Source organism: Cupriavidus sp. GA3-3, assembly GCF_000389805.1.
Lineage (GTDB): Bacteria > Pseudomonadota > Gammaproteobacteria > Burkholderiales > Burkholderiaceae > Cupriavidus > Cupriavidus necator_D.
The window spans coordinates 275,639-289,733 of record NZ_KB944460.1 but is presented as its reverse complement, the minus strand read 5'-3'; the positions used below and the strand labels follow the sequence as shown (position 1 = coordinate 289,733).

Sequence of the window (14,095 nt, the reverse complement as noted above, 5' to 3'; positions counted from 1 at the left end):
ATCCGGACCTGTCGGTGCCGGGCAAGGTGGCTTACCGCGCGCGCCCCGCATTGCGTGCCTGGAATACCCGGCAACTATCGACTAGCTTGAAAGCCTTGGGCCGCTTTGATGGGGCATCATGATGAAGAGGATCACAGGGCGCCTGGCCACCATTGTCTCCGTGGGTGTAGCAGCGGGCCTTACTGCCGCAAGCGGCGCGTGGGCCTCTGACATCGTCTGCAAGCCAATTGCGCGCGAATCCCCCGTACGCTGCAACAATCCGGATGGCTCCGGGGTGAGATGCAACCTTGCGACGGACGAGGCCGGTCCGCAGGCGCGCCCGCGGCATCTGATCTGCGATTCCCCCAGGCTGTCAGAGCGCTACGAGCGCATTTACGCCGAGCAGCAGAGGATGCTGCGCAAGGGCAGGATCCTGGACTCGGACATCGCGGCGTGGCGCGGCCGGCGCGATGCGTGCGGCTCGGTGCGCTGCCTGGAAAGCATGTTCGCGAAATTCTGGCGAGAGCGGGATTCGATGCGAATCGCACCGGGCCGGTCCGACTCCGCGAATCAAGCTGCAACGGCGGTGTCGCCACCCGCCAGCCAGGAGGCGGCACCGCCGCCTGTGGTGTCTTCCGCGCAGGGCTCGCAGACCTCAACGCAGATCCCTGCGCCGACGCAGCGCGTGCAAGAAGAGCCGCCGCCGGCAGAGCCGCTTGCCGCGGCGGCTGGACCGGAACCCGTCGAACCAACACGGCCGACGGCTCCGGCTGTTGAAACGCTGCCTGTCTGGCAAGCCACAGCGCCTCCCGTTGCCGAGAACAAGAACAGCCGCCCGGACAAGTCCCATCCGGCAGCCCTTGCCGTGGAGAGTCTGCTTTCAGGACTGGTCGTGATGGGTGCGGGTTTCCTGTGGACGCGCCGTGCCGCGCGCGCACAGGATCGGACGCGTTTCGCCATCCCGGCGGCGGCGGTGGTCGTCTATGGCTTGCTGCTTGTGAATGCGCTGCTGCTGCCGTTTACGCTTGCCGTGAAGTGAGGACACTGGCGCCTTACCGACGACAATGCATGGCTCCGCATCTTGAGCAGGCGGTGGCCATTGCGGCTCGGCGTGCAGCAGCTATGCATGGATGCGCCGCACCGGCGTTCAACGCCCCTTGAAAATCGGATGCCGGGCGCAAACCGACAGCACGATGCGCTCGGACTGCACCAGGTAGTCGTTGAGGGCTGCGGCACACTCTGCGAGCTTGCCCGCCTCGAACAACTGCAGGATGTGCTGGTTCAGCTCGACATATGGGCCATGCAGGAATTCGGGATCCTGCAGCATGCCGAAAGCCAGGCGCAGCTCGGCCAGCAGGTGGGCGAACATCACGTTCAGCCGCTCGCTGTCGGCCAGTTCCACGATCGCCATATGGAACTCCATATTGGCGGTACCCGCGCCTTGCCAGTCGCCGCTGTCGCGGCAGCGCAGTCCCATTTCCACCGCTTCGCGCAGGTGCTTCCTGGCTGGATGGCTGGGGTAGGCCTGGGCGATGGCCTGGCACTCGATCATGCGGCGCACGCGGTAGATGTCGATGATGGCCGCAATGCTGGGAATTGCCACGGATACCCCGCGGTTGGGTTCGTGCTTGAGCAGGCCTTCCTTGGTCAGCACGCGAAAGGTCTCGCGCAAGGTGTTGCGCGAGATCTGCAGGCTCTCGCTAAGCGCGGCTTCCGACAAGCGCTGCCCGGGCGCGAATTCGCCATGCACGATGCGCTGGCGAATCTGCTCCGTGACCCGCTCGGCCAGGTTTCTTACGTCAGTACTGGATGTCATGTTGGCTTGCGTCAGGGGCGACAGGTTCCGGCATGCCCCGTGCGGCGATGTTATCTCACTTTGTTGAACAATAGGCACAAGATTGGTGCGAAGTCTGCCCTGCAGACGTGACTTAGGTGTATACGAGAATCGAACCTCAGCCAATATTGTTCAACAATAAGTCACGGTGGTTGAGTCATACGTGCAGATAGATGAACATGGCATGTGTTTTGCTAAACAACGGCTGGGGTGCGGGGCCGCTGTCTTAGTGGTCTTGCTCGCTACCGGAACTTCGTCGTGAAGACATCGCGACGAGCCTTGTCCACGCTTTGTCCTTATCCATAGTGAGCGCAACCATGTGGCTTAAAGAAACAAATCAGGCGGAGCGCAAGACGCTCTTTGCCGCCTTCGTCGGCTATGGGGTCGATGCCTTCGACTACATGATCTACACCTTCATGATCCCCACCTTCATCCTGGTGTGGGGCATGACCAAGGCCGAGGCTGGCTACATCGCGACGGGCGCGCTCATCAGCTCGGCCATCGGCGGCTGGCTGGCCGGCATCCTGGCCGACAAATATGGTCGCGTGCGGATCCTGCAGCTGACCGTGCTCTGGTTCAGTTTCTTCACGTTCCTGAGCGGCTTCACCCAGTCCCCCGAGCAACTGTTCCTGACCCGCATGCTGCAAGGCCTGGGCTTTGGCGGCGAATGGTCAGTCGGTTCCCTGCTGATCGCCGAGATGATCCGGGCCCGCCACCGTGGCAAGGCGGTCGGACTGGTGCAAAGCAGCTGGGCCATCGGCTGGGGCCTGTCGGCGATTGCATTCTGGGCGGTCTATGCCGTGTTCGAGCAGCAATACGCATGGCGCGTGCTGTTCTGGGCCGGCGTGCTGCCAGCGGTCTTTATCCTGTATATCCGCCGCAATATCTCCGAGCCCGAGGTGTATCAGGAAACCAGGGCCAAGCTGGCCCGCACCGGGCAAAGCAATAACTTCATGCTGATCTTCAAGCCCGGCGTGCTGCGCGTGACGGTGCTGGCAAGCCTGCTGGCGACCGGCATGCAAGGTGCCTACTATTCGGTGACGACCTGGCTGCCCACCTACCTCAAGATGGAACGCAATCTCTCCGTGCTCAACACCAGCGGCTACCTGATGGTGCTGATCGCCGGGTCCTTCGCCGGCTACCTGACCAGCGCCTGGCTGTCCGACCGCCTGGGGCGCCGGCGTTGCTTCATGCTGTTTGCGGTGAGCGCGGCCTTCCTCGTGATCTGCTATACGCAGTTGCCGATCACCGACGCCGCGATGCTGGTGCTGGGTTTCCCCCTGGGTTTCTTCCTGTCCGGGATCTTCTCGGGGATGGGGGCCTACCTGACGGAGCTGTATCCGAGCCATATCCGCGGCTCCGGCCAGGGCTTCTGCTACAACTTTGGCCGTGCGGTCGGTTCCATATTCCCGGCCATGATCGGGCATATGAGCGCATCGATGTCGCTGGGGGTTGCCATCGGCTATCTCGCCGCCGGCGCCTATGGGCTGGTCGTTATCGCCTGCCTGCTGTTGCCGGAAACGCAAGGGCGCGAATTGCTCGCCGAAGCCGGGGCCGAGGCTGCGCATTGATCTGATCCAAGACACTGGAGCAACACGCATGCAAGATTCCGCATTGGAACGCACCCGCATCGCCGCCGTGAACGCCGCGCGCGCCGCGCGCGCAAGCTACCGTGCCGGCACGGTACAGCCTACCGCCGGCATTGCACCGGGGATGACGCAAGCCAACATGATCGCGTTGCCGCGCGACTGGGCCTGGGACTTCCTGCTGTACGCGCAACGCAACCCCAAGGCCTGTCCCGTGCTCGACGTGATCGAAGCGGGTGCACAGCAGACCGTGCTGGCGCAAGGGGCCGATATCCGCACCGATATCCCGCTGTATCGCGTGTGGCGCGACGGCAAGCTGGCGGAGGAGGTGGCGGATGCCACGCCCCTGTGGACTGAGCACCCGGACCTGGTCACCTTCCTGATCGGCTGCAGCTTCACCTTCGAGACGCCGCTGCAAGAGGCAGGCATCGAGGTGCGGCATATCGCCGACGGTTCCAACGTGCCGATGTACCGCACCAACCGCCAGTGTCGCCCGGCTGGCCGCCTGCATGGCGAGATGGTCGTGTCCATGCGGCCCATCCCTGCGCATCGGGTTGCCGATGCGGTTTCCATCAGCGGACGCTTCCCGTCGGTGCACGGCTCGCCCGTCCATGTCGGCGATCCGGCCGCGCTGGGCATTGCCGACCTCGCCAGGCCTGACTTTGGTGACGCCGTGCGTATCGAGCCGGGCGAGATCCCGGTGTTCTGGGCTTGCGGCGTCACGCCCCAGGCGGCCGTGATGGCGTCAGGCGTGCCGTTCGCCGTGACGCATGCGCCGGGCCACATGTTCATTACCGACGTGCCAGACAGCACGTATCACGTCTAGGACCTCCGGGTCATTGCGGAGCTCGTTTTGCGTTTTCTGCCCGTCACTTCGAATGCACTGCTGGTGGAACTGGCCGACCTGGACCAGACCCTGGCCCTGCTGGCCTCGCTGCAGCGCGATCCCGTGCACGGCGTGGCGGAGCTGGTGCCCGCCGCGCGCACCATCCTCGTTCACTTCCGCCCATCGGCCATCAGCGCCGCCGCGCTGGTATCGGCCATCGCCGCGCGCGACCTGTCGCAGCGCGTCGAGCGCAGCAACATCCTGGTCGAGATTCCGGTGCGCTATGACGGCGAGGACCTGGCCGAGGTGGCCCAGCTGCTTGGCATCACGCCCAGGGAAGTGGTGCGCCGCCACACCGGCAGCGAATACACCGTTGCCTTTACCGGCTTTGCGCCAGGCTTTGCCTATCTCAGCGGCGGCCATCCCAGCTTCGACGTGCCGCGCCGCAGTACGCCGCGCACGCGTATTCCCGCCGGCGCCGTGGGCCTGGCTGGCACCTTCAGCGGCGTGTACCCGCAGGCAAGCCCGGGCGGCTGGCAGATCATCGGGGTTACCCCCGTGGCCATGTGGGACCTGAATCGCGAACAGCCTGCGCTGCTGCAGCCCGGCTATCGCGTGCGCTTCATCGACATCGCCACGCTCGATGGCGTGCTCGATGCGGGCAGCGCCATCGCCGCCGGCGTCCCGGCGCGCCAGCCGTTGCCGACGGACAAGGCGGCTGCTGCCGCGGCGCTGAAGGTGAAGGCCACCGGGCTGCAGACCGTGTTCCAGGACCTGGGCCGGCACGGCCAGGCGGGGCAGGGCGTCTCGGCCTCGGGTGCGATGGACCAGGCCGCCCTCAAGATGGCCAACCGCCTGGTCGGCAACCGCAGCGACGGCGCGGCGCTCGAGACCGTGGGCGGCGGCCTGCAACTGCAGAGCGTGGGTGAAACCGTGCTGGCTGTCACTGGCGCCGATGCGGCGCTGACGGTGCGCACTGCCGATGGTCGCCAATGGAGCGTCCCGAACCACCAGGCCCTGGCGCTGGCCGATGGCGACACGCTGAGCATCGGTCAGCCTCTTGCCGGCGCCCGCAGCTATGTGGCTGCACGCGGCGGGTTTGCCGTCACGCCGGTCCTGGGCAGTTGTGCGACTGACTCGCTGGCCAAGGTCGGTCCCGCGCCGCTGGCCGTGGGCGATGTGCTGGACCTGCTGCCCGCACCGGCCGGCGCCGTCGTGGGCACCCCCGGGTTGCCTGCCGCCGATCTGCCCACGGTGGAGCAGGACGTCGTGCTGGATGTGGTGCTCGGTCCCCGCACCGACTGGTTCACTGCGGAGTCCGTGGCGCGCCTTGCCGCGCAGCGCTGGCAAGTCACCCCGCAATCCAACCGCGTGGGCCTGCGCCTGGCCGGCGAGGTGCCGCTGGAGCGCGCCATCACCGGCGAGCTGCCCAGCGAGGGCACCGCCCTGGGTGCGTTGCAGGTGCCGCCAAGCGGCCAACCCGTGCTGTTCCTGGCCGACCACCCGCTGACCGGCGGCTACCCCGTGATCGGGGCCGTGGCGCCTTACCACCTGGACCGCGCCGGACAGATTCCGGTTGGCGCCTGGCTGCGCTTCAACCCGCTCGGTGCCTTCGAAGAACTTCAACCGTCAGAGCTGCAACTGTCGGCGCAGCGACCGTCTGCCGCCTGAGCGCACAAGCCCCAACCGAGATTTGCGATGAAGAAAGTCCTGATTGCCAACCGTGGCGAGATTGCCGTCCGCATCATCCGCGCCTGTGCCGACTACGGAGTCGGGTCGGTGGCCGTGTATGCCAATGCTGACATCGACGCGCTGCACGCGCGGCTGGCCGACGAGGCCTACGGCCTGGATGGCGACCGTCCGGCCGACACCTACCTGAACATTCCCAAGCTGCTCGATATCGCCCGGCGCAGCGGGGCAGATGCCGTGCATCCAGGCTACGGCTTCCTGTCGGAAAGTGAAGCCTTTGCCAAGGCCGTGATCGATGCCGGCCTGGTCTGGATTGGCCCGTCTCCCGCCACGATTGCGCGGCTGGGCGACAAGGTGGAAGCGCGCAAGATCGCCTTGCAGGTTGGCGCCCCGCTGGTCGCCGGCACGCCCGACCCGGTCGTGGATGCCAGTGAGGTACTGGCCTTTGCCGAGCAGTACGGCCTGCCGATCATCATCAAGGCAGCCTTCGGCGGCGGCGGCCGCGGCATGAAGATCGCATGGCGCATGGATGAGGTGGAAGAGTTGTACGCCTCCGCCGTGCGCGAGGCTGTCACTGCCTTTGGCCGCGGCGAATGCTTCGTTGAGCAGTTCCTCGACAAGCCCCGCCATATCGAAGCGCAGGTACTGGCCGACCAGCATGGCAATGTCGTGGTGCTGGGCACGCGCGACTGCTCGCTGCAGCGCCGCAACCAGAAGCTGGTCGAAGAAGCCCCCGCGCCGTTCCTGACCGACGCGCAGCGCGCGCGTATCCACGCCGCCGCCCGCGACATCTGCGCGGCGGCCAGCTACACCAGTGCCGGCACCGTGGAATTCCTGCTCAGCGCCAGCGGCGCGATCTCCTTCCTGGAGGTCAACACCCGCCTGCAGGTGGAGCACCCCGTGACCGAGCAGACCACCGGCGTGGACCTGGTGGTCGAGCAATTGCGCGTGGCGGATGGCTTGCCGCTCTCCATTACCGAAACCCCGGCGCCGCTGGGCCATTCAATCGAGTTCCGCATCAACGCCGAGGACGTGGGCCGCGGCTTCCTGCCCACGCCCGGGCCGGTGCAGACCTTCGAAGCTCCGTCGGGCCCCGGGGTGCGCGTGGACTCGGGTGTGCAGTCGGGCTCGGTGGTCCCCGGCACATTCGACTCGCTGATGGCCAAGCTCATCGTGACCGGTGCCACGCGCGAACAGGCGCTGGCGCGCGCACGCCGTGCGCTGCGCGAGTTCCGTATCGAGGGTGTGGCGTCGGTGCTGCCGTTCCACCGTGCGGTGATCGACCACGCAGATTTCCTCGGCGCGGATGGCTTCAGGGTCCACACGCGCTGGATCGAGTCCGACTTCGCCGAACCGCTGGCAGCGGCCACCCGTGCCGAGCCCCGGCACGATGCCAGCCTGTTGCGCACCGCCATCGAAATCGACGGCCGCCGCATGGTGCTGGGGCTGCCGGCGCAGCTGCTGCGCGGCCTCGCCGACGCGCCCGGGCAAGGCAGCGCCGCGGCGCCCGGGCAAGGCAGCGCCGCGGCGCCGGCCCAGGCCGCCGCTACTGACCCGGCCGACCTGCCATCCCCGATCGCCGGCACCGTGCAGACCTGGAAGGTCGCAGTTGGCGACGAGGTCAAGGAAGGCGATCTGATCGCCGTGATGGAAGCCATGAAGATGGAGATGCAAGTCCATGCTCATCGCGGCGGCCGCGTAACGTGGCAGGCGGCCGCAGGCACGTTCCTGACGGCGGGGACGCGGCTGGTCAACATTGTGTGAATTCACCAAGAATGCCGGCCAAAGGGTAGGGCGCGCCGCTCAGTTCAGCACCAGCCCCGCGTGCGCCAGCAACCGGCGAAACACCGCCAGGCGTGTATCGCCGGTCTCCGCCAGCCGGTCGCAGACATGGAGGTGTTCACGCATATCGCTGTGTCCGCGCAGCGCATCCTTGCACTCCCGCTCGGAGATCTCAAGGTGGACGCCGGCGAGCACCGCGCGGCCCTTGCCAACCCGTGAACTGACGATGGCGGGCGGCGTGCCATCGATATCCGCATAGACGGCCAGGACCTGCGTGTCAGCGCCGGGAGCGTCGCCGAAGTCAAAGCGGCAGCCGCCATGGTAGTGGGTGTATAGCGACATCGGGACATCGGTCAGGCTGTCCGTGGTGCGCAGTCTCACCGCGGCCGTGGTACGCGGCGTGCCGTCATACAGCATGCCGTCAGTCAGTTCTGGCAGCGAGCCCACTGCCACGGCGTCGACAAAGCACAGCTCGCGCGGGCCGCAGATTGCGCCCCTGGTGCCGGCGTGAAACGCCAGTTCCCGACATGCGTAGTAAGCGCCCGCGCAAATCCCGAGGTAGACGCCGCCCTGCTCGACGAAACGCCGGATGCGCGCGTTCGGGGCACCGTTCAGCATTGCACAGTAGGGAAGGTCGGCGCCTCCCGGCATGACAAACAGCACCGCCCCATCGAACAGCGTGGCGTCGTGCCGGATGTCGTCTGCCATCACCGCACGGTTCTCGTAGGTGCTGGCGTGGAGTTGGTGCCCGATGGTCCGCATCAGGCATGCGGTCCAGTCGGAAGCGCCGGCGTCGACATAGGTCAGGATCTGGGGCCTTGGCATACCGGCATCCGCTTTTGAATAAGGAACGGGAACTCACGGGACGGCTCCGGTACCGGTCTCGGAGTGGAGGTTGGGTGATCCAAGGAACTCTTGTTGTGCATCGACAAGGCACATCATTGCCCTGAATGGATTCAAGCATAACGCTGCCGATCGGGAACAGCTCGCCTGGCGGCTAGTCACGCAAATGCTCGTCCGTGAATTTCCGGAATATTTCCATGCTGGGCGCCTCGGTCCGCCCCGCCAGGGTGAAAAAGGCATAGCGGGGGCCATCATCGACCGCTGGGGTCGTGACCAGTTCGCATAGTTTTCCTGCGGCAATCTCCGCACGCACTGCGGCGACGATGCTGAACAGTATCGCGTCGGAATCCAGCACAGCTTCGACCAGGCTCCGGACATTCTCGCACCTGAGGCTAAGGCAATGCTCCGGATCCGCGCGTGGACCGAAGCGCTTCACCAGGTTGCGCGCGACTTCCGTGCTGAGCGGGGCGGAAGCCAGCGGATAACGCATGACATCGTCAAACGATACGGCGTCTCCGCCGGCAGCCTGTTGCACAAGCGGATGTCCTGTGCGGCAGATAAAGCGGCCCTGCAACGCGTTCAGCAGTTCGTGGCGAAGGTCCGTTGCTGGCGCCACGCTGCTCACCTCCACGATGACTGCATCAAGCGATCGCTGACGCAGCTGGATCATCAGCGCATCGGAAGTACCAAGCGACACGCTGACCTGTATGCCGGGATGGTGCCTGGCCATGTATCGGAGAAACGGCGTCGCCAGCACTGCGCCCGGCCCCGCGCCCAGCCCGACGCGGATGGCACCCAGGTGGTGGTGGTGGAACAGTTCGACGCTGCGGTGCAGTTCCGCTTCCTCGAACACGATGCGCCGGGCCCGGTTTGCAGTCAGCTCCCCCAATGGGGTCAGCACATTGCGCTTGCCGTGCCGGTCGATCAGGCGGCCTCCCAGTTCGTCCTCCAACGTCTGGATGCTCCGGCTCAGCGCGGACTGGGTCAGGTGCAGGCGTTGTGCCGCCTGGCTGAAGGACGCCATATCCGCCACCATCAGCAGATGCTTGAGATGTTTGAGATGCATTGCGCACTTATAGATGAGATTTTTGAATAAATTTTAGACCGATAATGCATTGGACGCATGCCGGACGGCGCTTTACGATCCGATTCCACAAGAACACGCATTGAGGAGACCGCCATGACCCGATTCAAGAACATTGGCCGCCGTTGGCTCGGCGGCCTGGTTGCAGCACTGCTTTTTGCAGGGCTGGCGCCGGCACACGGCTTTCCTGACCGGCCGGTAACGCTGATGGTGCCGTTCCCGGCGGGCGGCCTCTCCGACGTTGTTGCCCGGAACCTGAACGGGTCCCTGGCCCGGCAGTTCGGGCAGCCAGTCATCGTCGAGAACCTCGGGGGAGCTGGTGGCGCGATTGCCGCGCAGAAGGTCCTTCATGCACCGGCCGACGGCCACCTGCTATTGCAGGCAGGGCCCGGCGAGCTCATCACTACGCCGCTGGCCAATGCCGCAATCAAATTCAGGAGCGAAGATTTCAGGCTGGTGCATATGGTCGGCACTGTCGATCTTGCCATCCTGGTGCGCAGGGATCTGCCGGTAAAGGATGTCGACGAACTCGCCGCCTATGCCGCGCAGGCAGCCAAGGCCGGCAAACCACTGACGTACGCCAGCGTCGGCATCGGCTCGCTCTATCACCTCCTGGGGGCGCACATGTCCCAAACCATCGGAGCGCCGATGACTCACGTCCCTTACAAGGGCGGCGCGCCCGTGATCCAGGACCTCGTTGGCGGAATCGTCGATATCTTCATCTCGCCATTTGGCAAGCCTGACATCGAACGCATGCGCACCGGCCAGGTCCGGATGCTGGCCGTACTGTCGCCTACGCGAGTGGAGGCAGTGAAGTCGGTCCCCAGCGTCAATGAGAGCAAGGCGCTGCGAGGCTTCAACTATTCAACCTGGGCTGGCATCTTCGTGAAGAAGGACACTGCCGAGCCTGTCGTGCAGGCGGTGCACAACGCGATTGTGCATACGCTGGCCGACCCCTCGGTGCGCGCAAGCCTGGATGCCGCGAACCTGCCTGCGTCCAAGCCGGTGTCGCTTGCCGAAAGTCAGAAGGCCTATCAGCAGAGCATCGAACAATACCGCGGCATTGCCCGTGCCATCGGCTTGCAGCCGCAATAAGGACGACATGCATCCCATCCTGGCCGCGCTGCGGGACAGCGCCGAAGAGTTCGTAGCAGTTCGCCGTGACCTGCACCGGCATCCGGAGCTCGGCTTCGAGGAACACCGCACCAGCGACATGGTGGCCAGCCTGCTCGCCGAATGGGGCTATGAGGTCGAGCGCGGGCTGGGGACAACGGGGGTCGTCGGCCGGCTGCGACGCGGTACGGGCAACCGCAGCCTTGGCATTCGCGCCGACATGGATGCCCTGCCGATGGAGGAGGCCACAGGGCTCCCCTATGCCAGCTGCCATCCCGGCGTGATGCACGCCTGCGGGCATGACGGGCATACCACCATGCTGCTTTGCGCAGCAAAGTACCTCGCCCGGCGCGGCGACTTCAGCGGAACCCTGAACCTTATCTTCCAGCCGGCAGAGGAGGGGTTGGGCGGTGCAAAGAAGATGATGGAGGACGGACTGTTCAGGAAGTACCCTTGCGATGCCGTCTTCGCCATGCACAACGTACCGGGCACCGCATCGGGCCGTCTGCTGTTGCGCGAGGGCGCTGCGCAGGCTTCGGCCGACAACGTCACCATCACGCTGGAAGGCGTCGGCGGCCATGCGGCGATCCCGCACCACGCGGCCGACCCTGTCGTGGCCGGCGCCTCCATCGTGATGGCCTTGCAGACTATCGTGGCGCGCAATGTCGATCCGCTGCAAGCGGCGGTCATTACCGTGGGCGCGTTCCAGGCCGGTACCGTCTCCAATATCATTCCCTCGCACGCCGTGCTCAGGCTGAGTGTCCGCGCACTGGACCGCGATGTGCGAGAGCGGATCGAGCAGCGTGTCAGGGACCTGGTATCCGCGCAGGCGCAGAGTTATGGCGTCACGGCGCAGGTCGATTATCAGCGCGGGTATCCAGTCCTGGTGAATACGCCGGCCGAAACGGCGTTCGCAAGCCAGGTCGCCCTGGACTTGCTGGGCGCGAGCCACGTCAACTGCCAGGCGTCGCCCATTGCCGCCAGTGAGGACTTTGCCTTCATGCTGGATGCCGTGCCTGGCTGCTACCTGTGGCTTGGAAACGGCGAAGGCGGAAAGGCCGGAGGCTGCTCGGTCCACAATCCCGGCTACGACTTCAATGATGGGAACATTGCTGTCGGTGCGGCGTATTGGGCCCTGCTGTGCGAACGTTTCCTCGTGGACTAAACGCTGCCGACCCTGGTAGCACTTGCGACAACTCATGGTTGCGCTCCCGCATACGTACTTTCACCTAATGCTGCATTGCGACAATTCCTCTGCTACAATCAGGGAAAACCCCATAAGGGTAATCCCGAAAGGAAGGACGCCATGAACACCCAATCCGATATCAAGCTGACTGACCAACTCGAACGCGAACTGATCGACCGTGAACTCGGAACGCAAAGCCTGGGCTTCGCCCACGACGTGAAGCGCGCCATCGCCTTCGTCCAGAGCGCGATCGAGCGCCTGCAGACCCAGGCCCGCAAGGCCCACGTGGTCTACGCCAACGGCTAAAGAGTTGTTTGCAGCAGAGTAGTTGTGGCCCGTTGCGGGCTGCGTTGTAGAACCGGCCATACGTGCGCCCGCCCGGGCAGACGCGGCCGGTTTTGTTTTGCCCGCGGTTCTTGCGTGCTTTGTGAATAACTTTCGCAAGGCTTGCCAGACCTTTTCGTTTGGCCGGGACGTGGCAGGGGGCTATCGTGGATGCCTTCGCAATACGCCTTCCCGACCATGCCCCCGCTTGTCCTGCTGTGCCTGCTGATCACCTATGTGGTCTGGGGCACGACCTACCTGGCAATCCGCTTCACGCTGGAGAGCTTTCCGCCGCTGTTCATGATGGGCACGCGCTTCCTGTGCGCGGGCCTGCTGCTGGCCGCGTGGCTGGCGTGGCGGGGCACGCCGATGCCGTCGTGGCGGCTGTTGCGCAACTGCGCGGTGCCGGCGCTGTTCCTGCTGGTGGGCGGCATGGGTTTGACCGCGATTGCCGAGCAGACGATTTCTTCCGGTGCCACCACGGTGATGATCGGGTCGATGCCGATCTTCGCGCTGATCTGGAGTGCCTGCTTCGGCAACCGGCCGAAATGGTATGAGTACGTGGCGATCGCGATCGGCAGCCTGGGAATCCTGGTGCTGACCGCGGGGGCGGAATTCCGCGTCAGCACCGGGGGCGTGGTGGCGCTGATGCTGGCAGTGGCGAGCTGGTCATTCGGCTCGCAGCTGGCGCGCCGGATGGAGCTGCCCCAAGGCGCCGCGGCATTTGCCGCGGAGATGCTGATCGGCGGCGTGGTGCTGATGGTGCTGTCGGCGCTGCGGCAGGAGCCGTGGCCGGCATCGGTCAGCGCGCAGGCCGGCTGGGCCTGGGTCTACCTGGTGGTGGCGGGGTCGCTGGTGGCGTTCTCTGCCTACATGTACCTGGTGTCCACTGTCAGCCAGACGTTGTCGGCCAGCTATGTCTATGTGAACCCGCCGGTGGCGCTGGCGATGGGCGCATGGCTGGGCGGCGAGCAGATCGCGCCGCAGACGCTGGGTGCCGTGATGCTGATCCTGGTGGCGCTGGCCGTGCTTAGCCTGGGCACGCTGCGCACGGCGCGGGCCCAGGCGGCCTGATACGGCCGACTGCTGCCGGGCAGATCAACTGCCCGACTGTTCCTGGATCCAGAGCGACAGCCGCACCTTGTAGGCCTGCTGGATATGCCGGCGCGCGATCTGTTCGGCCAGTGCCGGGTCGCGCTTTTCCAGCGCCTCGACCAGCGAGATGTGTTCTTCGTAGGAGCTGCGCGCGCGCCCTGGTACCGCCAGCGTGGTGCGTCCCAGCAGTGCCATCGACTCATGCAGCGAGCGCAGCGTCTTCAGCAGGTAGCGGTTGTGGGCGCAGCGGTGCAGGGTTTCGTGGAACAGCCGGTTGTTCAGCGCGAGCCGGTCGGGGTCGTCGGCGATGGCCAGGTCGCGCTCGACGATATCGCGCAGCAGCGAGATCTCCACGTCGGTGGCATGGCGCGCGGCCAGCGCGGCGGCGGTGCCTTCCAGCACTTCGCGCATGACGTACAGCTCGCTGACCATGCTGGCGTCGAGCTGGGTGACCATCATGCCGCGGTTGGGCTCGTTGACGACCAGCCCTTCGGACTCCAGCCGCGACAGCGCTTCACGCACAGGCGTGCGCGACAGGCCCAGGGATTCGGCCAGTTCCACCTCGCGCAGCCGCGTGCCGGGGGGCAGCTGGCCGGCCTGGATGGCGGCGCGCAGTTGCTGGTAGGCGCGCTCCGAGCGCGGGAGCGATGCGGCCTGGCCACTCTCGGCGGCGCCGGCGAACTCTTGAGAAATCATGTGAGGCTGGCTGATGCAGTTGGACTGTCGTAGCCAGTCATCATACCCGCTCGTGCGC

General features: G+C 65.6%; 13 protein-coding genes. 9 read left to right on the top strand and 4 right to left on the bottom strand.

Annotated elements, in window-relative coordinates:
- The first annotated feature begins 118 nt into the window (after window positions 1–118).
- Window positions 119–1,018 (top strand): hypothetical protein, encoded by a 900-nt coding sequence (locus C265_RS01260; protein WP_052181580.1) that lies wholly within the window; start codon window positions 119–121, stop codon window positions 1,016–1,018.
- Between the two features lie 108 nt (window positions 1,019–1,126).
- Here C265_RS01260 and C265_RS01255 read toward each other — a convergent pair whose 3' ends face one another.
- Window positions 1,127–1,795 (bottom strand): GntR family transcriptional regulator, encoded by a 669-nt coding sequence (locus C265_RS01255; RefSeq protein ID WP_010810237.1) that lies wholly within the window; start codon window positions 1,793–1,795, stop codon window positions 1,127–1,129.
- Window positions 1,796–2,130: 335 nt separating this feature from the next.
- Here C265_RS01255 and C265_RS01250 point away from each other — a divergent pair, with 335 nt between their 5' ends.
- Genes C265_RS01250 through C265_RS01235 form a run of 4 tightly spaced genes read left to right on the top strand, consistent with a single transcriptional unit; the run spans window position 2,131 to window position 7,678 of the window.
- Window positions 2,131–3,384, top strand: a complete 1,254-nt coding sequence (locus C265_RS01250; RefSeq protein ID WP_010810236.1) for an MFS transporter — start codon at window positions 2,131–2,133, stop codon at window positions 3,382–3,384.
- Between the two features lie 28 nt (window positions 3,385–3,412).
- A complete protein-coding gene (locus C265_RS01245) occupies window positions 3,413–4,225 on the top strand; it encodes a putative hydro-lyase (RefSeq protein ID WP_010810235.1) in 813 nt (270 codons plus the stop codon).
- Window positions 4,226–4,252: 27 nt separating this feature from the next.
- Window positions 4,253–5,896, top strand: coding sequence for a 5-oxoprolinase subunit PxpB (gene pxpB / locus C265_RS01240; protein WP_010810234.1), 1,644 nt, complete (start codon window positions 4,253–4,255; stop codon window positions 5,894–5,896).
- Window positions 5,897–5,923: 27 nt separating this feature from the next.
- A complete protein-coding gene (locus tag C265_RS01235) occupies window positions 5,924–7,678 on the top strand; it encodes a biotin carboxylase N-terminal domain-containing protein (protein ID WP_010810233.1) in 1,755 nt (584 codons plus the stop codon).
- A gap of 39 nt (window positions 7,679–7,717) precedes the next feature.
- Here the strand turns inward: C265_RS01235 and C265_RS01230 are convergent, their stop codons facing one another.
- A complete protein-coding gene (locus C265_RS01230; protein WP_010810232.1) occupies window positions 7,718–8,521 on the bottom strand; it encodes a BPL-N domain-containing protein in 804 nt (267 codons plus the stop codon).
- Window positions 8,522–8,693: 172 nt separating this feature from the next.
- Window positions 8,694–9,605, bottom strand: coding sequence for a LysR family transcriptional regulator (locus C265_RS01225; RefSeq protein WP_010810231.1), 912 nt, complete (start codon window positions 9,603–9,605; stop codon window positions 8,694–8,696).
- A gap of 114 nt (window positions 9,606–9,719) precedes the next feature.
- Here C265_RS01225 and C265_RS01220 point away from each other — a divergent pair, with 114 nt between their 5' ends.
- From C265_RS01220 to yedA, 4 genes are all read left to right on the top strand, one after another.
- Window positions 9,720–10,718, top strand: a complete 999-nt coding sequence (locus C265_RS01220) for a tripartite tricarboxylate transporter substrate binding protein (protein ID WP_010810230.1) — start codon at window positions 9,720–9,722, stop codon at window positions 10,716–10,718.
- 7 nt (window positions 10,719–10,725) lie between these two features.
- Window positions 10,726–11,901 carry a M20 aminoacylase family protein gene (locus C265_RS01215; RefSeq protein ID WP_010810229.1) on the top strand — a complete coding sequence of 392 codons (1,176 nt, stop codon included), beginning with the start codon at window positions 10,726–10,728 and terminating at the stop codon, window positions 11,899–11,901.
- 141 nt (window positions 11,902–12,042) lie between these two features.
- Window positions 12,043–12,228, top strand: coding sequence for a hypothetical protein (locus C265_RS01210; protein WP_010810228.1), 186 nt, complete (start codon window positions 12,043–12,045; stop codon window positions 12,226–12,228).
- 216 nt (window positions 12,229–12,444) lie between these two features.
- Window positions 12,445–13,320: a drug/metabolite exporter YedA gene (gene yedA / locus C265_RS01205; RefSeq protein WP_037023418.1), complete on the top strand. Its 876-nt coding sequence runs from the start codon at window positions 12,445–12,447 to the stop codon at window positions 13,318–13,320.
- Window positions 13,321–13,344: 24 nt separating this feature from the next.
- On the opposite strand, the gene C265_RS01200 is transcribed toward yedA, so the two are convergent.
- The gene (locus C265_RS01200; protein WP_010810226.1) at window positions 13,345–14,037 is read right to left on the bottom strand and encodes a GntR family transcriptional regulator; all 693 of its coding nucleotides are present in this window, start codon (window positions 14,035–14,037) and stop codon (window positions 13,345–13,347) included.
- Window positions 14,038–14,095: the final 58 nt, after the last annotated feature.